Annotated in this window: 14 protein-coding genes; 2 read left to right on the top strand and 12 right to left on the bottom strand. The window is 44.2% G+C overall.

Translation table 11 applies throughout. From position 1 onward, the window contains the following. Nucleotides 1-11 precede the first annotated feature (11 nt). The 3 genes from M3I01_RS07480 to fes are packed head-to-tail and all read right to left on the bottom strand — an operon-like array spanning nt 12 to nt 10236. Nucleotides 12-8651, bottom strand: a complete 8640-nt coding sequence (locus tag M3I01_RS07480; RefSeq protein ID WP_255895180.1) for an amino acid adenylation domain-containing protein — start codon at nt 8649-8651, stop codon at nt 12-14. A gap of 10 nt (nt 8652-8661) precedes the next feature. Beyond that, nucleotides 8662-8886, bottom strand: a complete 225-nt coding sequence (locus tag M3I01_RS07475; RefSeq protein ID WP_255895179.1) for an MbtH family protein — start codon at nt 8884-8886, stop codon at nt 8662-8664. Between the two features lie 36 nt (nt 8887-8922). After that, on the bottom strand, nt 8923-10236 hold the full coding sequence (gene fes, locus M3I01_RS07470) for an enterochelin esterase (RefSeq protein WP_275565004.1): 1314 nt from the start codon (nt 10234-10236) through the stop codon (nt 8923-8925). A gap of 118 nt (nt 10237-10354) precedes the next feature. On the opposite strand from fes, the gene M3I01_RS07465 reads away from it, so the two are divergent. Further along, nucleotides 10355-12418 (top strand): TonB-dependent receptor, encoded by a 2064-nt coding sequence (locus M3I01_RS07465; protein WP_255895177.1) that lies wholly within the window; start codon nt 10355-10357, stop codon nt 12416-12418. A 287-nt stretch (nt 12419-12705) separates the two neighbouring features. On the opposite strand, the gene dhbA is transcribed toward M3I01_RS07465, so the two are convergent. The 4 genes from dhbA to M3I01_RS07445 are packed head-to-tail and all read right to left on the bottom strand — an operon-like array spanning nt 12706 to nt 17185. After that, complete coding sequence (dhbA, locus tag M3I01_RS07460) at nt 12706-13464, bottom strand: 2,3-dihydro-2,3-dihydroxybenzoate dehydrogenase (protein WP_275565003.1); 759 nt, start codon at nt 13462-13464, stop codon at nt 12706-12708. Next, nucleotides 13461-14378 carry an isochorismatase gene (locus tag M3I01_RS07455; protein ID WP_275565002.1) on the bottom strand — a complete coding sequence of 306 codons (918 nt, stop codon included), beginning with the start codon at nt 14376-14378 and terminating at the stop codon, nt 13461-13463. Before M3I01_RS07455 ends, dhbA begins: the two co-directional genes overlap by 4 nt. 6 nt (nt 14379-14384) lie before the next feature. Further along, complete coding sequence (locus M3I01_RS07450; RefSeq protein ID WP_255895176.1) at nt 14385-16013, bottom strand: (2,3-dihydroxybenzoyl)adenylate synthase; 1629 nt, start codon at nt 16011-16013, stop codon at nt 14385-14387. Next, nucleotides 16010-17185, bottom strand: coding sequence for an isochorismate synthase (locus tag M3I01_RS07445; RefSeq protein ID WP_255895175.1), 1176 nt, complete (start codon nt 17183-17185; stop codon nt 16010-16012). The genes M3I01_RS07450 and M3I01_RS07445 overlap by 4 nt, the downstream gene beginning before the upstream one ends. Nucleotides 17186-17453: 268 nt before the next feature. Between M3I01_RS07445 and M3I01_RS07440 the strand changes: the two genes are divergently transcribed. Next, complete coding sequence (locus M3I01_RS07440) at nt 17454-19190, top strand: methyl-accepting chemotaxis protein (RefSeq protein ID WP_255895174.1); 1737 nt, start codon at nt 17454-17456, stop codon at nt 19188-19190. A 205-nt stretch (nt 19191-19395) separates the two neighbouring features. Here M3I01_RS07440 and rnk read toward each other — a convergent pair whose 3' ends face one another. From rnk to M3I01_RS07415, 5 genes are all read right to left on the bottom strand, one after another. Then, nucleotides 19396-19809 (bottom strand): nucleoside diphosphate kinase regulator, encoded by a 414-nt coding sequence (rnk, locus tag M3I01_RS07435; RefSeq protein ID WP_255895173.1) that lies wholly within the window; start codon nt 19807-19809, stop codon nt 19396-19398. Between the two features lie 252 nt (nt 19810-20061). Next, complete coding sequence (locus tag M3I01_RS07430) at nt 20062-22419, bottom strand: zinc/cadmium/mercury/lead-transporting ATPase (protein WP_255895172.1); 2358 nt, start codon at nt 22417-22419, stop codon at nt 20062-20064. 121 nt (nt 22420-22540) lie between these two features. After that, entirely contained in the window at nt 22541-22828 is a 288-nt protein-coding gene (locus M3I01_RS07425) for a hypothetical protein (RefSeq protein ID WP_255895171.1), read from the bottom strand. A gap of 188 nt (nt 22829-23016) precedes the next feature. Beyond that, nucleotides 23017-23556 (bottom strand): hydrolase, encoded by a 540-nt coding sequence (locus tag M3I01_RS07420; RefSeq protein ID WP_255895170.1) that lies wholly within the window; start codon nt 23554-23556, stop codon nt 23017-23019. Between the two features lie 38 nt (nt 23557-23594). Next, nucleotides 23595-24194, bottom strand: a complete 600-nt coding sequence (locus tag M3I01_RS07415) for a pentapeptide repeat-containing protein (RefSeq protein WP_255895169.1) — start codon at nt 24192-24194, stop codon at nt 23595-23597. Nucleotides 24195-24197 lie beyond the last annotated feature (3 nt).

Genomic DNA, 24197 nt, shown 5'->3' with positions numbered 1-24197 from the left:
GCACGACGACATTACAAGGATGAAATAAGCTGATTAAACACAGGCCCAAGCACCACTAGCGCTTCAGGAGATAAAATATCTTCATGGGCAAAATCAAAATGATGCTCTTCAAGAACGTCCACGTAAGGCGACCAAGTGGCTTGAATATCCATACCTTCTGGAACGGTTTTATCCGCAACAAACAATACTGCTTTACCGTGATACCGTTGCGATTTCGCCTTCGACAGTAAAGCAACCGAGTCCGCATAGTTTTTCACAATATCGGCAAACATCGCATCTCGCTCGACAGTCATTTGTTCATCTAAAGTATCCTCAGAGGTTTCCATGAACTGTGCTTTTTCACGCTCTACTTCTTCTTGAGCTTCTGTATCAACCGACCCTGACCAGTCTTGCTCATCAGGTGGATAAGTATCTAAAAGGCCTAGGAAGCTGACTTCCTCGCCCATTTCTTGCAATCGAACAGCAAGACCATGCGCAATGGCACCACCAAGAGAATAACCAATAAGTCGATAAGGCCCAGACGGTTGGCGCTCCTTTAACACCTTCAAATGCTGCTCCACCACATCAGGCATATTGCTTTGCAATGCAATCGGGCCATCTGGCCGTGGCGACTGCAAACCAATCATTGGGCAAGTCTGAGATAGGTATCGGGCGAACCCGGTGTATTGCCACGCAAAGCCAGAAGCAGGATGAATACAAAAAATAGGCGTACCAACCCCCTGTTTAATCGGCAATACTGAACCGAAACCAGACAGCTCTCGACTGTTAGCAAGGTCTTGATTGCTAAGCACATGAGCCAGTTTTTCGATACTAGGAGACACCATGATCTGTCCCACGGTGACATTCAGCTTTAATGCTTTACGCAACTCCGACACTAGGCGTACCGCAAGAATGGAATGCCCGCCTAACGCAAAGAAGTCATCGCTCGCACTCAACCCAGTGACACCCAGCACTTTAGAGAAAGCGTTCGCTATCTCTGTTTCAATGCCTAACTTAACCACTCTTCCTTGTGTCGACTCTAACAAGTCAGACGGTAACGGCAGCGCTTTGCGGTCCAACTTGCCATTGGCACTCAACGGCATAGTTTCCAGTTGCAGCACAGCAACAGGCACCATGTGTGCAGGCAGCTGTTCGCTCATGGCGTTACGAATACTCACGGTATCCAGTTTACTGACTTTGCCCGTGCTATTTTCACTCGTGCTGCTTTTACTCGTGCTCTTTTTACCCGTGACGTAAGCAACAAGCTGGCGTGCATCAACGCCCAACGCATTACTTTCCTGCCCCCATGTTTTGGCAACCACGACCGATTGCTCTACGCCTGCTTGTGCTGCTAAGACCTGTTCGATTTCACCTAACTCAATGCGCTGACCACGAATTTTAAGCTGATCATCACTACGCCCAAGATATTCAACCGCACCACTGTCTAACCAACGAACCACATCACCCGTACGATACATTCGCTCACCATGACCTTCAGGATCAGCAACAAATCGTGTTGCGCATAATGCGGGACGACGCCAATATCCATCCGCCAATTGCACACCACACAAATACAACTCCCCTGCGACGCCAATCGGAACGGGGCGTAAAAAATTGTCCAGTATTCGCAGCTGAGTATTCCAAACAGGATAACCAATCGGCACACCAGCGCCTTTCACTTGAGTCAGGTCGTCACCAAACGCAGGGTAATACGTCACGTCCACCGCCGCTTCCGTTGGCCCATACAAGTTATGAAGCTCGCAGCCGACCACACTTTCAAACTGCTTAGAAAGCGCCATTGGCAAGGCTTCACCACTGCAAAAAACGCGTTCTAACGTGTGGCAAGTGCCCATTCTTTCATCGCCTAATGACGTCACAAACGCCGCCAACATAGAAGGTACAAAATGCAATGTCGTAATGTTATGATCAACAATTAACTGTTGTAGCTGAATAGGGTCACGATGAGAATCTGGTGGCGCCATGTGCAATTTTGCACCGACCATAGCACTCCAGAAAAACTCCCAAACAGAGACATCAAAGCTACATGGCGTTTTTTGTAAAACAACATCGTGGCTCGCCAGTGGGTATTCACCCTGCATCCAAAGAATTCGATTTACGATGGCTTGATGAGATACCAACACGCCTTTAGGACGACCCGTAGAGCCAGAGGTATAGAGCAAATACGCCGATCCGTTAACGCTGAGTACTGGCGCTTTCCATGCGTTTATTACTTGCTCTCGTTGTGCGTCACTCACTGGTGTAATAGGCGCATCGTAAAGATAACGTTTCCCATCCATTTCAAAACGGGACGCTTCTTTTGTTAAGGTGATTAAAGCGGCAGGTTTTGCATCTTCCAACATGTAATTGAGTCGATCATCTGGATAACCTGTATCAAGAGGGAGATACGCCGCCCCCACTTCGATAATCGCCCATAGGGCAAGACTTAACTTCACCGAGCGAGGAAGAGCCACCGCGACGATATCGCCCGACTGAACCCCTAACGACTGCAAGTTTTTCGCCAACGCGATCACTTCGTAGCGAGCCTGTAAATACGTTAACTGATGTTCACCATCCGACAAGCAAACCTGATTCGGTGTCAGCAACGCCTGCCCAACCAAAGCATCCCGAAGCGTCATTTGAGGCAGTAAGTGCGACGTTTGATTCAAGCCGCCAATCAAGGTTTTTTCTGACGTAAGACGAAGATCCAGCGCTTGTTGAGCGGTCACGTCTTCAAGCAGCAGCGTTTTCAATAACGCATCAAAACGCGCTATCAAAGTCTGAATTTCATCGCCACCTCGGTATTCGAACAGTAAATTTAACTGTTCACTCGGCAACGCCAACACCGTCAATGGATAATGCGTAAAACCTCGGTTATATACGTCTTCAAGCGTTAAGCCTTGATAACACTGGCTGAACAAATCTGCCTGCTCAGGGAAGTTTTCTACCACCAGCAAGGTATCGAATAAATTACCGTGTCCACCAAGTCGCTGGATTTCGGCCAACCCTAATCCGTCGTGCTCCAACAACCCAATTTGTTCATTTTGAACCTGTTGCATTTGTTGCCATAGCGTCAATTCAGGCTGTAACTGGACACGCACAGGCACGGTATTACTGAATAATCCAATGTGTTCTTCTATTCCAGCCACGCTACCAAAACGCCCAGAGATTGGCGTACCAAACACCACATCAGAACGTCCAGTCAAAGCAGACAATACGTTGGCCCATAAGGTTTGCAGCAAGCTGTTTAAGGTCAGTCCTTTACTTTGGTAAAGGCCTTTTAGCGTGGCGAATTGATCTGCATCTAGCGTTAACGTATGCGTCGTCACTTGCTCTGTAGGTGGTGTGTCGGCAAACAATAAAGTCGGCATCGCATTATCTAATGCCTTTTTCCATGCCTCTCGCATGGCGTGTTTATCACGCGCCATTAATTGCTCAACAACCCAAGTGTATGGCACAGGAACAGCTTCCAGTGCCACCAAATCACTGCCATAAGCGTTGACCAAGTCACGTAACATAATCGGCGTTGACCAGCCATCTACCACCAAGTGATGCGCGTTTAAGAACAAACAATGTCGCTGATCCGATACGCTCACCAAAACCGCATTCAATAGCGGAATCCCTGCCGATTGAAAGGCCATAAAATCTCGGTTTAACTCTTGCTGCTCTATCTTTTTCAGTTCCTCTTGTTGCGTCGTGTCATCTTGATGTCTTAAATCGATAACGTCCACAGGCCACCAGCTTTTGCGTTCGCTAACACGTCTCCATGGCAAAATTTGTAGCGCCGTGTCGCCTTGGGAAAAATCAAACAAGGCGCCCAGCTGGGGGTGCTTTTCTATGACCGCTCCTAACGCGTCTTTTAACCGTTCTATGTTCATGCTTCCAGAAAAAGTTAAGCACGCCAAAGAGCTGTAACCCGCATCTTTGACATTGGTATCTTGTTCTAGTTGAGCGTGAAAAAGCAGACCTTCTTGTAACGGCAAAGCGGGCAATACGGCTTGCAAGGCACCGTATTGGCTTCTTAACGCGTCCATATTTTGCTCATTCAAATCAAGGTTTTTCAGATCTTCAGCGACCAAGGTGTCAGCCGCCATGGCTTGATGGGTTTCTGCAAACTTATTCATAGAAGACGCAATAGTAGACAGTGCGTTTAAAAGCCTATCTATTTGCGGCGATGGCACTTGTTTGGCATCGTGCCCAACATGAATGGCCAACTGTGGTGTGCCATGTCGGTCATCCACAAACACATTTAATTCTAGCCCGTAAGCAGAACTCAGTTGATCAGATTGATGCACTTCAAACGTGTCGCGGAAGTAACGCTTACCTTGTAATAACGAAAGATCGCCCTGCTGAAAACGGCCAAGATAGTTAAAAAGAATCTGCGGTGATGCCGTTGCCTCTAAATCAGTAAAAGCTTGACGAGTACTGTCATTCATATACCGAAGTACGCCATAACCCACACCATTATTGGGTACGTTAAGCAAAGCTCGACGAACTAATTGAACAACCATCTCGTAAGGTACTTCGTCCGCCGTTTTGAGTGAGTCTAATTTAGACAGTAGCGCCTTTTGCCCCATCATTCGTACCGGGTATTCTGCGGTGAACCAGCCTAAAGTTCGAGTCAAATCAAGATCGCCGATGTCTGCTCGACCATGCGACTCCATCATCATCGCAATATCTGTCGACTTATATTGTTGAGCAAGAGCAAGATATAAAACACTTAATAGCGCTTCTTGTGGTTGGCAACGATACTGCTTAGGCAAAATTTCCAGCAACAATCTGGACGTTGTTTTATCTAACACAGTACGTTGATGCATTTGCTCATTCGATGCTTGACGCTCAAATAACGGTTTTCCACCCAATTGATCCAACCAATATTTTTCCTCAGACAACCAACGTGGCATTTCGCTTTGCAAGGATTTTTGCCAGTCTAATAAACTGTTTGGCGACACGGATAACTGACTATCAAAATCTGATAATAAGCTCGATAAATCCGCAAGAAGAATCCGCCACGATACCCCATCCACTATTGTATGATGCAAGGCAAACACGGCCGCGTTTTGATTATTCGCGTGTAAATACCCTACTCGCATAGCGGGAAAAGGCTGTGCTGGTTCTGTGTTGGATTGGATTGGTGTCTGAACAAGCTGCTCAAAAGTGCTATCTGCCAATGTCGACAAATCACCACCCTCTTGCGTAAAGCACTGAACGGTAAAGACTGGAGCCATATCAGAGATTTCAAGGCGAGCATCATGAACTTGAGCGTTAAGAATTCCATGCGCTGACGTCAGTTTGGCGATGACTTGCTCAAACTTTTCCAGTGTCATTGAATCCGGTAATGCGATAGCAATAGCCTGAAAATACGCCAGATTCAGACCACCCGATTCGTGCATCCAACGATAAATAGGCAATTCAGCCAAACGCCCTGAATAAATGCTTGGTAGCACCTTAGCCCTATCAAGTGGTGACAGTTGCGCCGCCATAACACGGATAATTCGGCTTTCAAATACGTCTTTCGCACGCAGAGAATAGCCTTTTTTTCGTGCCAACCCTCCTAATGACATAGCGACAATACTGTCACCGCCTAATGCAAAAAAATCATCATCAACATAGACGGTATCAATATTTAGCACCTGCTGAACTAACTGACACAGCACAATTTCTTGTTCGCTTTTAGGTAAAACACTGTGTTGACGAATCACGACAGGCGTCGGCAAAGCGTTACGATCAACCTTTCCATTGGTGTTAAGTGGAAAATGCTCCAATACGGTTATGGTGGCAGGTACCATATAGGCAGGAAGTTGCTGAGATAAAGCGTCCATTAATGCCACGGACAACGCTTGAGAGTTCTCTACATTGAGACCATTAACATCCACTAGACAGTAAGCATCCAGACGATGCGTGCTACCTTGTTTATTCGTCAGCACCACACTAGCGGTTACGCCTTCTAATCGATTTAATGAGGCTTCAACCTCTCCCGGTTCAACACGATGTCCGCGAATTTGTACCTGATGATCGGTACGACCAATATACTCAACATGCCCATTTTCTAACCACCTTACCAAATCACCTGTTCGATACATCCTCTCACCCAATTTATAGGGATTGGCAATAAACCGAGTTGACGTTAACGACGTTTGATTAAGGTAACCGTATGCCAGTCCAGAGCCTGACACATACAACTCACCGGGCACACCAATGGCAACGGGAGAAAGACTAGAATCCAAAATGTAGGATTCCGTGTTATCGATAGGGCGACCAATGACAACCTGTTCGGTGTCTTCAACGCTCGCACCTAAACTATCAATGGTGTTTTCAGTCGGTCCATAATAGTTTCTGACTTTGAGCGATGGGTAACAGCGCACTTGTTGCCAAAGACGAGAAGACGCCGCCTCCCCGCCCACATACATTAACTCAGGAAAATGCTGACCAGACTCTATCGCCCCAAGATCCAATAACTGAGATAAGACACTTGGCGGTAAATCGGCGGCATGAATATTATGTTCATTGTAGTAATTCTGTATAAGCTCTGGGTCTTTGCAAATATCATCTTCGACAATATGTAAAGTGTGCCCAAAGCACAGCCAATACATTAAATCCCAACTGGTATCGAACGAAAATGAAGCCGTCAACATGGCATTAACATTTTGAACCTTAGCCGCTAACGTCTCACCATCACGTCGCCAATGGGAGAAAGCCACATTGACCAAACCTTTATGAGCAATAACAACGCCTTTGGGCCTCCCCGTAGAGCCTGAGGTATACATGATATAAGCAATATCATTTGGTGAAGGTAAGTTTAAACTAAGGTTGGAAGCGTTTTTTTGATTTAAAGACTGTAAAAACGATGGTGCTTCAATGTTTTGCACCGTCACATTGTCACTCTTTTCAAAAGCCTTTTCTGAGTCCGTCAATAACAGTTTAGGCGCCGCATCTTCCAGCATCCAATCAATCCGATCTTGCGGATACGTTGGGTCAATTGGCAAATAATGAGCGCCAAGCCCCATCGTCGCCATCAGAGCGTAAACCATTCGTTCGTCTCGCGGCAAAGCAAGACCCACACAATCGCCTTTTTCCACCCCAAGGTCGCACAGAACCTGTGACCATTTCGCAATATTGCCCTGTATTTCAGCAAAACTAAGGGATTGCCCTTTCACAACCAAAGCCGGCACAGAAGCCAACTCTTTATCTAGATTTTTGAGGCACTCTAAATTATGAAACTGCTCAATCAAACTAGAATAACCACTATCTACCGTCACGGTTCCTTGTTGCCACTCCGTAATTCTTGATTGCTCCACAGAGTGCAAAACCGATATATCCGCAATGAACGCATCGGGCGCAGCAAGAAGCTTTTCAGTGAACTCAACAAAGCGGTCTATATGAATTTGTAGCGATTCAGCATCGTATTTTTGATCATTACCAACCCATTCAATGTGCAAGTCACCTTTATCAAAGTGCATTCCAAAATCAAGATCTTCTACAGGGCCTGCTGCAAGGTGCTCTATTGTTGCGGTGGCATCTCCGAATGAAAGGTCATAGTCAAATAAGCGCAGATTCAATGTCGGCCCATATAACGCCTCGCCCACTCGACTTAAATCACGAGCAATTTGTTCGCCGTTGTATTTTTGATGTTTTCGTATTTTTTTCAGGTCTCGCTTGATACGCAGCGTTAGGTCAAAAATGGTATCGTCCAACGCCCCCTCAACGATAACCGGAAGCACATTCACCACAGGACCCAATGTGTTCAACGCTACGCTACCCACGCGCCCCATAAACGGAAAGCCAACCGGCACTCGCCATTGCCCACTGACTCGAATCAAATAGGCGGATACTAACCCCATTGCCAAATCGGCAACCGTTAACTTTGATGAAGGCGACCTGTTTAAGCACGCCTGCAATTTGTCACCACGAATACAGCTGTTTAATCGAATCAGCCGTTGCGAGGCAAAACCTTTTTCTGTCGCGATCGGAGAGACGCCATTAGATAAACTCACCACACTAGGCAAGTCAGAACAGTACGCCTGCCAGAACGCCTTGTCTCGGTCATACTTATCTGATGCTTTGTAACTTTTTTCTTCGTCTACAACATCATAAAAGGAACGGTATGGTGCTTGAGTCACCGTTTTTTGCTGAATTAGCGACTGGTAAATACCCGACACTCTCGCGGTAAACACATTAAAGCTGAAACCGTCGAGCATAATATGATGAAAACGTTGATACCAAACCGTCTGTTGATCTGACACCTTAAAGACAGTTTGACGAACCAGTGGTGTAGCAGAAGACAGCGACAGTTCAGCCTCTAAGTCTTGCTGAATGAGCAAGTCCATGTATTGTTGAGCATCCGCATCATTTGATAAATCAAGCGACTCAGAAACGGGAACGGGAGCGACATCGACATCACAACACCCAAGATGTTGAAGGGGAACACCATCGCATTCACGATAGGCAGCATTAATCGTATCCGATTCTTTTAGCCCAATCTGAATAGCCTCAAGCAAGTACGCAGCATCCATATCGCCACTAATATGCACTTTATGAGCAATGGTAAAGGTATTGCGTTGCGACGAAATATGATCGGCCAGCCAGATTCCCATTTGCACATCGGTTAAAGGAACCGTGGCACTATCAGCCAATACATTGGGAGTCGAAAAACGCTTTGCGGTATTGTTTTCCATATGAAACTTCTTAAGAACCGTTAGAGAGTGAAGATGGGCTTTGAGGGCGAATGTCTGTCCAATTCATTTCAATGTAGTCGAGACAATTGTCACGATCAGTTGGCCCAAACACGGATTGCCAACCTTGTGGAATCGTCTTGAAGATCGGCCACAAACTATGCTGTTGCAGCGCATTCACTAAGACAACAAATTCCAATAGTTCATTATCAAATGGATTACTTACTTCATTACTCATTAGTTATTCCTTCGTTAATCTGATTATCCTTAAGCGTTAAGCTGGTATTAAATGCACTAGCCCATTAACCAAACTTGAACGCCATGACAGCCAATCATGGCCGCCGTACACTTTCTCGTAACACACCAGGCCACTCTTGTGCTTGATAGCGTCATAGGTAACATCGTTGTAGGGGTGCATGTCTTTTTCGCCCACACCAACGGTCATAAATACGTTTAAATGAGCAGCACTGACACGATCATTTAAAATATGATCCGCGACACTATTAGGGGGAATATTATTCAGCGGTAAATCATTGGTAGACTCAGTTGTACTAGGCGTGCGCATTCGATTTTCTTCCGGCCACCAAAAAGAACCTGAAAGACTAATGACTTTTGAAAAGTACTCGGGAAAAGTAACGCCAGCATACAGGGCAGCCAATCCACCTAAGCTCTGGCCCGCCACGACATAACTAGCAATAGAACAGTTTGATTGAACAAGTTGAGCTTGCACCATCGGCAACAAACGGTCGATCACGGCTTGCCAGAAAGGTCGATAGCAACTCAACTCCTTCCAACGCGTTTTACCATCAATAGAAGGAATCATCAGATAATGTGCCGGGGCTAATTGCTTTGTATCTGTCAAATGCTGAAGCACCGATAAAGTACCACTCGCCGCACTCCACTTTTGCCCATCCAATAAAATAACTAATGGCGCATCGCCTACAGCGGTAGAAAAAAGCCAGCAGTGTCGTTGATTACCAAGCTGTGTTTCTTGCCAATCAATCGTTTGAATGCGCTCCGCCGAGATTATATTTAGCTCTCCTTGCTCCCACTCTATCCAACCCATTTCCAATGGGGCATGAGGGAGGTGTAAAGGCGAACTCATACCCCAACCAGACACTAGCATCGGTAATTTATTCAAATCATCGTGAATTTGATTTCCAGCAACGTCCATCCACCAAGCACGTTGAGCCTCTCTCGAACCATCGCCAGTTCGCTGAACGAGATCCGGTAACTGGTGCTTTTCAATCGGAATGAAGGAATAACTGCCTCGCCACTGAGAGTCGATTGACAAGGTGCCAAACCAAACATCAGTTCCGCTTACCCTATCTAGGCAAACGGGTGTCCAGCTGTGGTGATCGGTAAGTGAGTTCACATCCAGTAACACACTCGCGATTACGGAGTCTGCTTCTTTTCCCTGTGGGTCTTGCCATATAAACAATACCAAACTCGTTTTATCGCTTTCTTTCTTAATGAGTGGCGCACCTTTGGAACGAACCTTCTCCCACCACATATCACTGCCTATTTGACAGTAAGGCAGATCGAAATTTTTTAGCAAGACATCCAATTCAGATTGATCGATCAACACTACTTTCCTTTTAAAAAATCGTAATAAGGGAAAAACTTAAAATATAGTATTGCTAATCGTTCTCATTATCAATAACATTAGCAAGATCTTTACTAAGTTGTCAGAAATAAGGAAAAACATGTCTCTCGCTAAAAGCTCACCCACTCGTTTACCAAGCCGATTGTCCACTGTGGCTATCGCTGTCATCAGCATTAATGCTGCTTGTATCTCTGCCAGTTCATTCGCAGAAAGCACAACAAACTTATCCACACTGGTTGTTACTGGTGAAAAAATGGATAAGGACATAAAAGACACAACCACCGCAGTCACCATTATTAACGGTGAAGACGTAGCGAAAGGCGATGCAAAAACGGTTAACGATGTCGTAACAAAAGCACCCAACGTAGTCGCTGCAGCATTTGGAACGGTGAATATTCGCGGTATTAACGGCAGCGGTGCAACCACTGGTTATTACGCAACAGTGAGCGGAAGCCGACAGCGCGTAAACACGTCTGTGGATGGCGTAGCGGATGCCTTTACAGGTTATAACTTTAGCGGATCAGGCGTTTGGGATGTCGAACAAATAGAAGTGCTACGTGGCCCACAATCAACCACTCAGGGTGAAAACTCCATTGGTGGTGCGATTTCGGTGAAAACCAACGACCCAACCTTTGATCCTGAAGCAGCGGTACGCCTTGGTTTAGAAACCTATAAAAATGGCAACGTAATGAAAAATTTGGCCGTTATGACTTCAGGTCCAATTACAGATAATTTGGCTTATCGCATTGCCGCTGATGGCACAGATGGAAAAGGCTATCTCAGTTACGATGGTGAAACCAGTGATGTTCCGGTAGACCCAGAAGAGTCAAGTAATCTGAATTTACGAGGTAAATTGCTATGGAAAGCAACAGACGACTTAACGGTTAAAGTAACAGCAAATCACCGCAAAGCGGACGGCAGTTACTTAAATTGGGCAAATTGGAAAAATGGTTCTGGCAATGAAGATGAGACTTTCACGTTAAGTGCTGCAAATTATAACAATACTCGAATCCAAGACTCTAAAGTAAACAACCTATCCACTGAAATAAACTATGTGTTAAGTAATGATCTAACCAGTGTGACAACACTGTCTAGCAATAGCCAAAAAAACCGATTTGATCAATATCCAAAAGAAGAAACCTACACGTTCGAAGACAAAACGAAAACACTAGAAAGTCGCCTATTATTTACGCCTAACGATTCTGCACTCAACGGCTTTGTTGGAATCATGGTAGCAGACAGAGAAAACACACTAGACAACATAAACACTCAAGGCAAAACAGAAGAAACTCGTATGGGAGTGTTTGCGGAAGGTGATTACGCCCTTACAGAAAAATTAACCCTAATCGCCGGCGGCCGCTTCCAGCATGAAAAACAAAGTCGTTACTACTCTAATTACGGCAGTGTGAATATCGATAAAGACATAACCGATCAGTTTTTCTTACCAAAACTTGGCACGACTTACGCTGTGTCTGATAAAACGACAATTGGCTTATCCGCTCGTAAAGGCTATAACTCAGGCGGTATTGGCTATGACGATGGATATAGAAGGGGTCAAGGTCAGGTTCAAGCAGCTGAGACCTACGATTTTGATGCAGAAACCGTATACGCTTACGAGCTTAGTTCAAAAACCTCACTGGATAGCGGCTCAACGTTAAATGCCGCTTTATTCTACAATCTCTATAATGATTACCAAGCCGTAGCGGACAGCCGCATTAGTAACGTCGATAAAGCACACACCGTTGGTATTGAGTTGGAAGCAACCCAGTGGCTAAGTGAAGATTTAGAAATCCGTCAATCTGTTGGTTTTATGAAATCTGAAATAGACGAGAACACTAATTATCAAGGCAATGATTTACCTAACGCACCAGAGTGGAATGCCTCAATTGGCTTCACTAAATACATTGGTAATAGCCTAACTCTAGGCGCAGATGTCACGTATGTAGGTGGATACTACTCAGACCTAGACAATACAGCGGATTACAAAGCAGGTAACCACACCTTGCTAGATACTAATGTGGACTATGAAATAGGCAATCTATTAATTAGCGGCTACATCAAAAATCTAACAGATGAAGACATCATCTATGTTATCAACGGTGGTTCACGTGCCGCTGTTGGCCAGTCTCGCACTATCGGTTTAAGCGCAACTTACCGTATGTAGTGATATAAGCACTAAAAACTAAAGGCGAATCAGTAATGATTCGCCTTTTTTAGTAATAGGTCTAAGTCACCAAATGACCGCTCGACCCTGCAATTGGCTCGCGCTGGAAGTAAGCTCTATGCTGCTCTCTTTACGTTTTCCCGCTAACTCTAACTTGTGTTTGGTAATAATTCACAATACATCCATCCACTGTAAGATAACCTATAAAGATCCTCACACGGGAGAGCCACAAAAAAGCCCAACACGGTGACCGTATTAGGCTTATTTACTCTCATTCTAATGCATGTCTATGCATTCAACGTAGCACCACCATCCGCCACTACATCTTGCATCGTAATATGGTTCGACATAGAAGACGCAAAAAACAGAACGGTTTGAGCTATATCACTGGGTTGAGCAATTTTACCAAGAGGAATACCCAGCTTATATTGCTCAGGAAAACCTTTAATCGTATTTTTCTCTGCGTCATCATCTACCCATAACATACGCTGCATTGGTGTGTCGGTCGAACCAGGACACACCACATTGCAACGCACTCCGTATGGGGCTAATTCCAGTCCTGCCGTATGACTTAATGCGGATAAAGCGGCTTTAGACGCACAATAAGCCGCCATATTCTGACGCGGTACTTTAGCGGCATTCGAGCTAATGGTTACTATCGTCCCATGTTGCTGCTTTTTAAATCTGGACATGGTGTGTTTGATCATCAAAAAAGCACCACCCGCGTTCACATTAAAACAATGTTTGAAGTCCTCTAAACTGGTTTCCTCAACACTGCCTAAACGCAATATACCCGCACCGTTTACCAGTACATCTAACACAGGAAAATCGACAAGCGCTTGCTGTACCGCTTCACTCACAGCCGTCTCGTTACTGATATCTAACTCAACACAATCAAACGCGTAAGTGCATTCACTAAACGCTAAATCAAAGCCGATGACGGTCGCTCCCAATTCAGTAAACTGATTGGCAACTTCTAAGCCTATGCCTCTACCAGCACCCGTTACCCAAACCGTTTTACCTGAAAAATCGAGCGGGTTCATCATACTGTTTCGGCTCTTATAAGATCGGAAGATTGTCCCTGAGTAAGCTTAGTTTGGATCAAGTCCCACCATCCATTCAAAGTACTGGCATTGGCCAACTCTTGAAAAGACACATCAAGGCCCTGATTTTTCCACTGACTCACAAGCGACATAATCTGAATGGAATCTAATCCATAGTCGATAAGCTCTTCATTTGCATCAAACTCTTCAATGTCTTCGTCATCAAGAAAAGCAAAGACCTGCGCTTTCAGTTGTTCGTATTGAAGACTGACACCTGAAACATCCGTCGCTATAAGTACGTCTCTGGTTGATATCACACGCCCCGTTCGCCCACCCGTAAAAGTGAGTGCCTGCCGATGCTCAGCTTCACTAAAGTCCGCCAACGCATCGCCAACCATAAAGGGTTGTATATCACGCATAAATGCATCAGTGGCCGTGATCATGCAACCGATATGAGCGTAAATACCGCCGATAATGAGCTGATCTCGACCCCACGACTGCATAAGTTCTTGCAAATTAGAGCGGTGAAAAGCACTGTAACGCCATTTAACCAAAACAGTATCGTCTTCATCTGGAGACAACTCATCAATGACTTTTTGTAGTTCAGGAAAATCGTTAAGACCACTGCCCCACATATCATTTAACAGTGCTCTATCTTCTGGTTTTTGATCTTTAGGTTGTGCCGTATAAACAACCGGTATGCCATTCGCTCGGCAGTAAGCCTTAATGGAAGCAAGATTTTGCTTCAACGCTTTAATCAAGTCCGATTCAGCGTCATAAAAACGCAAAAAGTAAGCCTGCATATCATGAATCAAAAATACGGCACGCTTGGGCTCTAATACCCAGTTTACTTTTTGGTTTGGAAAAGTATCCGCGGTTGGCATGGGATAAGAAGAAATAGTGGGAATGCTCATCATCGTCCTTTATCGTTTTGAATCTTGTTGTAAGCGCTGGCGAATCACTTCACGCAACGCCACTTTGTTTGGTTTTCCGACTGGCGTTAGCGGTAAGGATTCGATAAATTCGAAGCGATCCGGCACCTTGTAATCCGCCACGCCAAAGCTGCGTAAATACTTACGCAGTGTGACGCTCTTCATTCCATGAGAGGCCATTTTAGGGACAATAAAAGCACAACTTTTCTCCCCCATCATGGCATCCGGCATAGAGACAAGCGCACTGTGTACGATCGACTCATGCTTCAGTAAAAGGTTTTCAATTTCTTCAGCAGCAATTTTTTCACCACCTCGATTAATTTGGTCTTTATCACGACCTACCACAGTGAAATACCCTTGTTCATTTCGACAAACGAGATCGCCAGAATGATAAAAGCCTTCCCTGTCAAAAACCTTGGCGTTATGTTCTGGGGCCTTGTAATAACCTCGAATTGTGTATGGCCCGCGAGTAATCAACTCCCCTGCTACATTGGCCGCGACTTCATTACCCTCCTCATCAATGACTTTTACCTCATCAAGAGAGCACATGGGGCGACCTTGCGTCGTGACTATAGTGTCTATGTCATCGTCCAGTCTGGTGTAATTCACCAGCCCCTCTGCCATCCCCAAGATCTGCTGCAGCTGACAACCGAGTCGCTCCGGCACTTGTCTCGCTAGACTTTCACTCAGTTTCGCACCACCAACTTGCATTAACATTAATGAGGTTATTGCCTTTTGGTGAGAAGGCGCGGCTTGTAGCCAAAGCGCAAGCGCGGGTGGCACCAAGGCGGCAACAGTGACGCCATGACGCCCAATCAATTCAAAACAAGTATTGGCATCAGGACTGGGCGCCATCACCACGCGACCTCCTACATGAAAAGCACCAAAGGCGCCCGGAGAACTCATGGGGAAATTATGGGCACAGGGCAAAGCACACAAATAGACGGTAGAGGAAGAAAAATGACAAATTTCAGCACTGCGACGTACACTAAAAAAGTAGTCATTATGGGTTCTAGGAATCAGCTTCGGCGTTCCTGTACTACCACCGGAGAGTTGGAAAAATGCAACCTCATCGGCTCGACTTGGTTCAGCATGTAATGGCATATCAGCAGGTCGTTCAAGTACCTCGCCTAACGACTCAGCCCAGTCCGATTTGCCGACAATTAACGCGTGCTGCAATTCATTCGATGACTGATTCAACTTTTCGAAAAAAAGGGCATCGTGAAACAACGCATGCCTACTACTGGCAATTAAAACCCTAGGCTGAATTTGCTTAGCGTACGCACTGAGCTCGTTTTCGTTATGGCTAAATAAAGCATTAACCGGCGCAACACCCAAGCGGATAAGAGCAAAAAACACCACATAAAATTCAGCGATATTGGGTAATTGAACCAATGCCGTATCACCGACTTGTAATCCCAGCGTTTGCAAATACATCGCTAACTTTTTCGACTGGGAACACACCTCACGATAGGTTAATGACCTTTCACCACAGACAACCGCAATATTGTCTTGTGGCGCGTTATCAATCAGATCCGTCAGAGGTCGATCCGTCCAATAACCTTTTTTACGATAGGCTTGCGCAAAATTTTCTGGCCATGGCGTATAGGCAATCGTCATATGATACTTTCCTTAATACCAAAGGCATTGATCATGGTGCGCATTTTCGCACTGGTTTCTAACCACTCACTTTCGGGTGAAGAATCGGGCACGACGCCCGCACCCGCAAACAATTTCACCTTATTTCCTGAGACTTCGGCGCAGCGTATAGCAATGGCCCACTCCCCATTACCTTGAGCATCACACCATCCAACTAGACCACTAAAAAATCCACGTTGATGAGGCTCTAAGGTGTCGATATAACGTTGAGCAAGTTTCGTTGGCGTGCCACACATAGCAGGCGTTGGATGCATATTTTTGATTAGATCAAAAATCGACGTGGTATTATCTGTCAACAACGTTGCTTCTATCTCGGTGGATAAATGCCACATAGTGGGCGTTGAAATAAGACTTGGTTCTGGCTGTAAACGCATACTTTCCACAAGAGGCATCAGCGAAGATCGAATAGACTCAACCACCAATCGATGCTCGTATTGGTCTTTCACCGACCTAACAAGCGCCTCTCCCGCTTGTCTATCCTCTTCTGGTTTTTGCAAACGTTTCGCCGACCCCGCCAGTGGGTTTGAAAATATCTTATTCGCTTGCTTTCTGATCAATAGTTCTGGGCTAGCGCCAATTAGTACACTGTTGTCGAGAGGCACACTAAAATGATAAGCGTTTGGATTTTGCCCCATTATGTTAGAAAGTAAGCGAGGAATATCGACCGTTTTATCTAACGTGAAATCCAATATTTTGGATAACACGACTTTCTTCAGACTCTCATTTTTAAACGCTGACAATGCCTGCTCTATCATCTCTAAAAAAGGCATTTGATTTGGCGTAAAACCCTGCTCCACCACCTGATGAACAAAGTCTTTGTCCACAAATGGAGACAAGCCAGTATTGAAAGGCTTTACTCGCTCCGACCACTTTGGCGCAACAAGCTGAGTTGGTTGATTCATATCAAATGGAATAGCACCAACAAGCATAGGGTTAGCGATTCCTTTCGCTTTTTCTCGTTCAAACAATGCTTGTACTTCTTGATTGAAGTGTGAAGAAAGAATGGGCGTCGAAATCCGCTGACTCACGCCACTGGCTCGAACTAAATTGAAATTTGAATTGAATAGAAACAAGTCATTTTTTGATTGCTCTAATGCCAGAGCACCTGCATAGTCAGGAAACGTAACATCCATAACAACTCCATTGTAATGATAACCATTATCGATTATTTTGTATCGCTAATGATAATCACTTGCAACAATCATGACCAGAAGTTTCTTTGTAAATTATTCGTAATCCCCCTCTATTGTGGAATGATCAGGATCGTTATTTTTTCAATAAATTTTATATATCACAGTTAAATACAAAATCTTTATAAAAAAACGTACAAAAACAAAACAGAAATAGCATTGATAATCCGCTATCATCATGAAAAATAACGTGACGCAAGGAAAAAAACCTATGAATATAAATAACACAATGAGACTTGTATTCTCCGTAATCGGTATAGGCGTCATTATCAGCATCATCACTGTTTGGCAGTTGAATGGGCTGATGAAACAAGTCAAACAGATGGAAACTATTCGTTATCAATCCTACCAAACGGCTGATGTATTACGTCAAAGCTCTGACGATTTAACCCGACTTGGACGAACTTACGTTGTTACTGGCGACGAAAAATACGAAAAAATGTACCTCGACATTCTCGATATTCGTAATGGTAATAAGCCACGTCCAGAAAATTATCACACCATTTATTGGGATCTTGTTCTTCAGTACGGTCAAAAACCAAAGCCTGATGGAGAAACGATATCACTACAAAAAATAATGGAAGATCTCGGGTTTAGCCAATCAGAATTCAAATTACTAAAAGAAGCACAAGCGAACTCTGATGGTCTGGTTAATATGGAAGTCAAAGCAATGAATGCGGTGAAAGGTCTCTACCAAGACAGTAACGGTGACTATACCGTGACAAAAGAACCAGACCGAGATATGGCAATCACATTATTGCATAGTGATCAATATCACCAAGAAAAAGCCAAAATCATGGCGCCTATAAATGCATTTTTTGTCGAGCTGGAAAACCGAACCAATCAGAAAATTATCAATGCAGAAGAAAAAGTAAAAAATACTGTTTTACTGGGCATCATGTCATTAATTTCTGTGTGTATTATTGCCATAATTGGCTATTTTATTGTGAACAGTAAAGTGGTGAAGCCAATAGGCCTTATGTCAAAAACACTACAAGAAATAAATAAAAACTCTGATTTAACCTTACGTGTAGGAGAAGATAGTAAGAATGAACTAGGCACCATTGGTTTTGCCATTAACAAAGTTATTAACAGTTACGCCAATACCATTAGCAAGATAAATCAAGTGAATCACACCCTTTCCACCATATCAGACACGATACATAATATTACAGAGCAAAATGTAAAAGCCGCCAATGAACAAAATCAAGAACTAGAAATGGCCGCGACAGCCATGGAAGAAATGACATTGGCATTATCAAGTGTCTCTGAAAGCACGACAATGGCTGAACAATATGCCGGCAAAGCGGAAGCGGATGCCAACACAAGTAAACAGGTATTTGATAAAACCTCTCTTGAGTTTAGTGAGCTAGAAAGTGAATTCACTAAAACGTCTGACACTATTGGGGAATTAGCCACTGAGTCTAAGAATGTAAGCAATGTCTTAGATGTGATTAAGGCCATCGCTGAACAAACGAACTTGTTAGCCTTAAATGCAGCCATTGAGGCCGCTCGTGCAGGTGAACAAGGAAGAGGATTCGCTGTTGTAGCGGATGAAGTAAGGTCTCTAGCCCAACGTACTCAGGAGTCAACGGGGGAAATTGAAAAAATGATTTCTAGCCTACAAGAAAAGGCAGAAAAATCGACCCAAACAATTTTATCTAGCGCAGAAAAAGTACAGTCCACTCGATCAAATGTCTCGACGGCTAATAATGCACTCAATACTATTCAAGATTCTGCTACCGAAATTCACAAGCTAAATACGACAATAGCGGCAGCAACAGAAGAACAGTTGACAGTCAGTGATGAAATATCCAGAAACCTCATTAACATAAAATCACTCTCCAGTGACATGAGTACAGCTATTCATCAACTGACTCCCGTCGTCATTGACCTTCAACAAAATGTAGACGACTTAAATAGCTCCATTAAACATATCCGTACCTGATGAGTGCCTTCTGCCTAGATAAGATACATTGCCATCCTGTTTAGACAGTGAACTAAAAAAGAGCTAACGAGATTCCACCCTCATTAGCTCTTTTTTTTAGTTTCATAGGGAACCGCTTAAAAGAGATTGATTCATTATCTCTTAAACATAAAAGCTGTCCTATTTAAGACTCTTCGTTCTTGATTAACCTAATAGCGGGGATACATTATCGCTGAAACTCTCCTGCCCGTTCCGGCTGGTAATCTACCTTAGTGATGGACACAGAAAAAAAGTCACCATCCGGCTTTGGCCAATCAATTCGATCCCCTTCTTTTAAACCAAGCAAGGCGCTACCGACAGGTGCTAACACTGAAACTTTATCCTCACTGCCGTCGGCTGCTTTTGGATACACGAGTGTTTTTGAAAATTCCTTTCCTGAAGAAAGCACGGTAAATGTCACCGTCGAATTCATCGTAACAATATTGTCTGGCATTTCTTTTGGCTCGACGATATCCGCTCGATCTATTTCTTCTTGTAACGCATCCTTGTTGGGAAACTGAGAGTAACTGAGTGAACCCAATATCTTTTCAAGTCTCACAGCATCTAATGATGAAATGGTTATTTGTGGTCTTTGCATCATAATCTACCTATTACAGTCTAGTGGTTTAACTTATTGCTTAAACAGAAAAAGCCGCAAGTATAAGAGCTACTTCCGACTTTTTCAGACATTTTATCGCTTTAAAAAAAGCACATTGGAAGGGAAATTTAATTGAGCAATGAACCCTTCCTATTATTAAACACAACGATTTCATTGACATTGTAGAGCCGAAAAATTTGTCTACAACAAACCATCATACCAGTCTCTTCTTTTTAAACGACAACAATGATTACCTTAGCGCTGTCTTAGTAAACGTAAAGCGTTTGCCGTTACCAAGGCAGTAGCGCCAGAATCTGCTAATACCGCCAACCATAATCCTGTTAGCCCCAATAACGTCGTGACTAAAAACACCGCTTTCAACCCCAGTGCAATACTAATGTTTTGACGAATATTGGCATTGGTGGCACGAGATAGCCGAATCATATCGGCCAAGCCTTGCAGTCGATTATGAGTTAAGGCGGCGTCGGCCGTTTCTAACGCGACATCCGTTCCACTTCCCATGGCGATACCAATACTGGCGGCTTTCATCGCAGGCGCATCGTTTATACCGTCACCGACCATTGCAGTGGCTTGCTGTTTATTTAACTCAATGATTGCCGAGACTTTATCTTCAGGCAATAAATTAGCACGAAAGTCCATGTCTAACTCAGCCGCAATAGCGGCCGCGGCTCGAGTGTTGTCACCCGTTAACATCACTCCATTAATACCTAAGGAACGTAAATCTGCCAACGCCGCTTTAGCATCCTCTCGTAGCGTATCTTGCAGAGCGATCAAACCACGTAGCTGACCTTCTTCTAGAACAACAACCACGGTTTTACCTTCTTGCTCTAGAGTCGTTATTTGCTGAGTAATAGAGCTCTCAAGCACAAGGTCTAATTTACTTGGCGCACTTATTTTAATTTTTTTACCCGCGAAATATCCCTCTACACCAACGCCAGCCAAGGTTTTTCGATTATCCGCGTGAACCAACACAATACCTTGCTGCTCGGCGTAGTACACAATACCTTTGGCTAACGGATGATGTGACCCCATTTCAATGGAAGCCGCAGCCGCCAATAAATCATTATCTGTACCGTGAAAACTCAACACATCCGTCACTGCTGGCTTACCTTCTGTGAGCGTACCCGTTTTATCAAAGGCTATCGTTTTCACTCGGCCAAGTTGCTCTAAAGCCAATCCTCCCTTTATCAGTGCACCTCGACGAGTGGCTGCCGCCAAACCCGATGTAATCGCCGCCGGCGTTGAAATGACAAGCGCACAAGGGCAACCAATCAACAACAAAGTCAAACCACGATAAATCCATGTATCCCAAGATTGATCAAACGCTAATGGCGGAATCACAATCACTAAGACAGACATCAACATAATCACGGGGGTATAAATACGGCTAAACTTATCTAAGAAGCGCTCAAGTGGCGCTCGACGCTCTTCTGCTTCTTCAATCAAATGCAGAATTCGATCAATGGCATTTTTGCCAGGTTGCGAAACGACTTTTAGCCGTACCACGCGATCCACCAGTAAACTGCCTGCAGGAACTTTCTCGTTACATAGACGTTCAACAGGAACCGACTCGCCCGTCAGAGCGCTTTCATCAAAGCTTGCAACATCTGACAACAGTTCTGCGTCCGCAGGCAATCGCTCACCCGGTGACACTTCGATTTCATCCCCAGGACGCAAATCATATATAGCGACTTTATGACGCACGCCACCTTTAATGATTAACGCGTCTTCTGGTAATAAGGCCATTAAAGCACTCACGCCTTTACGTGCTCGATTGGCCGCAAACGATTCCAAGCATTCGCCGATCATAAATAGCAACAGCACCATGGCCGCTTCGGCGGTAGCACCAATAAACAATGCACCTATCGCGGCGACACTCATCAATGTCTCAATGGCAAAAGGCGAACCCCCTCGCATCATCCGCCATGACTTACGCATGATTGGTACTAAACCTACCAACGTGGTCACAATAAAAGCCGTTTGCCCAAACACGGGACTTACTTGCCCAATCCCCCAACTCAACAACATCAACGCCGCCAATGCGACAATCGGACCATATTCACGTAATTGCTGAACAGTAATAAAAGCGGTGCTTTTTGATGACGGCTTAGCATTAGAAGACACTAAACTGAAACCGATATTTTTCACCGCGGTATGAATGTCATCGGAAATATCTGAACCCGCTTCAACCATCAGCTTTTCGGTAGAAAAAACCACATTCGCGCTCACCACACCATCAATTGAGGAAACGGCCCGTTCGATGGATCGTGCACAACTGGCGCAATCCATGCCTTTTACTCGCCAGTTTAATAACAAATTCTCAGTAGGTGAACCGACACTGGAGTCGCCTTCTTCCTCATCGTCGGAAGAACAACATTGTTTTTCTTGTTGGGTACTGTCGTCATTAGAACAACAAGTAGAAGTCTCATTTTGCGTTGAGCAACAAGAAGCTCCCGCATCCGATTGACTATGATTAGCATGAGATTTATCCATGCCGGGACAATGACACGAAGAATGGGACTGGCAATCAGCCTTATGCTGATCTGAAGTGTCTTTATGATGTGTGTACTTGTGAGAAGTATGGTTATGCATGAGTCTCTCCTGCCTTAAATTTGTAACGAATTCATCATTGATAGAAAATTCATAACAAGAGTGTAGACCTTGGAGTACAGTCCAAGGTCAAGCAGAAGAAACACATTAATAATATTTAATGTTATTCGCCTTTAAGAGTGACGCCTTCTACTTCCAGTATGGTTTTTGCTTCGGTACGTTCCATGATTTTTACCAAAGCAGATTGAATAATTTCGTCCTCACGCACATCATTCTTAGCAGAAAAACGTTGTTCTTGTGGCTCAGCGCCCTCTTCTAGAATAAAGGTGACAACCACTTCTGTGGCTATTTCTGTTGTTTCACCAAAATAAGAAAAGGATACTTGTGGGTATCCTTTAAAGCCCATTTTAACTTTCTTTGCGATACGTTTTTTGGATTTATCTATGTTCATGCTGCCTGCCTAAAGGAAATAATATCGGACGTATTATGTAAAATAATAAAATATTATTGGATTAAAACACAAAGCAGACCGTTCAAGGTAAATTAAACAAAAAATAACCCCTCCCCTGCAATGAAGAAAAAAAGGAACGAAAGCATTAAGCTCCTCCACTGCTAAGAAGGAGGTTGGAAGGGGGGAAGTTACTTAATAAAACTAAGCGCCGCTTTAAATTCATCCGCTCGACAATCTTTAATCAATTCAAACAGACACATTTCAAGACTGGTGACCTCTGCGCCTTTGCGCGTTAATTTTTCGAGCGCTACTGTTTTGTTACCCAAAGAACGAGACGAAACACAATCACTGACCAGCTCCACCATATAACCTGAATCCAACAAATCCAGAGCCGTCTGGTAAACACAAATGTGTGCTTCAATACCGCAAAGTAACCAAGTGTTCACTTTAGATTTTTTGATCGCATCAACAAAAACCGGCTCGCCACAAGCACTAAAAGAATGCTTGGACATTGGCTTAACTAAGTCCAAAACTGCTCGTAATTCAGGCACGGTTGCGCCTAATTTTTCTGGGTTTTGCTCTAACCACAAAATGGGCAAACCCAATAGTTTTGCGGCATTAATCAACTTGACGAGATTAGCGATAAAAAGCTCACTGTCATGCACAATAGTCGCCAGCTTTCCCTGAACATCGATCACCACCAAACCTGTTTTTTCTTTTCTTAACATAAATATCTCCGATTCTTTTTATATTTTTTAGATTAGTGTTAAACCAGCTTAATGCCCAGTGATGTTAATAAACTCACTGCTTCATAACGACAAAATATAGCCCCTTTAATGTGGTTTTGCTTCACATCTATATCGTAATGGGTCGCGCCGTTAAAATTAGCACCCGTCAAGGTAGTATTCACAAACAAACTGTTGGTTAAATCTGTACCAGAAAACGTCGCCCTAGAAAGCATCGCTTCTCTAAAATCCACATCGTGAGCACGGCAACCTTCGAAGGTAATTCCCGGTTGTTTCAAAGCATAGAAGGAAGACCCATTGACTAAACACCCCTTAAAATACAGAGGCGCACCTAAGTCCAAACCACGCCAATAGGCTTTTGTCCAATCGACGCCCAATACTTTGGAGTCATGAAATTGCACATCGGAAAACTTACTGTTTCTCACATTAACCGCCGTTAGTTTACATTTATTAAACTGGCAGTCCTTGAAAGAACAGGCATCAAAAAAAGATTCTGTAAAATCACAAGACTCAAAAACACAAGACTCAAATGTCTTACGACTAATAGTTTCCTGCACATAAGACAAATCGGTGAAGGTTAAACCATCAAATGATGCGTCATTCATTAACGTATTTTCCATCTG

Origin of the sequence: Marinomonas maritima (assembly GCF_024435075.2) — a bacterium.
Taxonomy (GTDB): Bacteria; Pseudomonadota; Gammaproteobacteria; order Pseudomonadales; family Marinomonadaceae; genus Marinomonas; species Marinomonas maritima.
The sequence above is the reverse complement of the archived record's forward strand: the minus strand, read 5'-3'. Positions and strand labels throughout refer to the sequence as shown.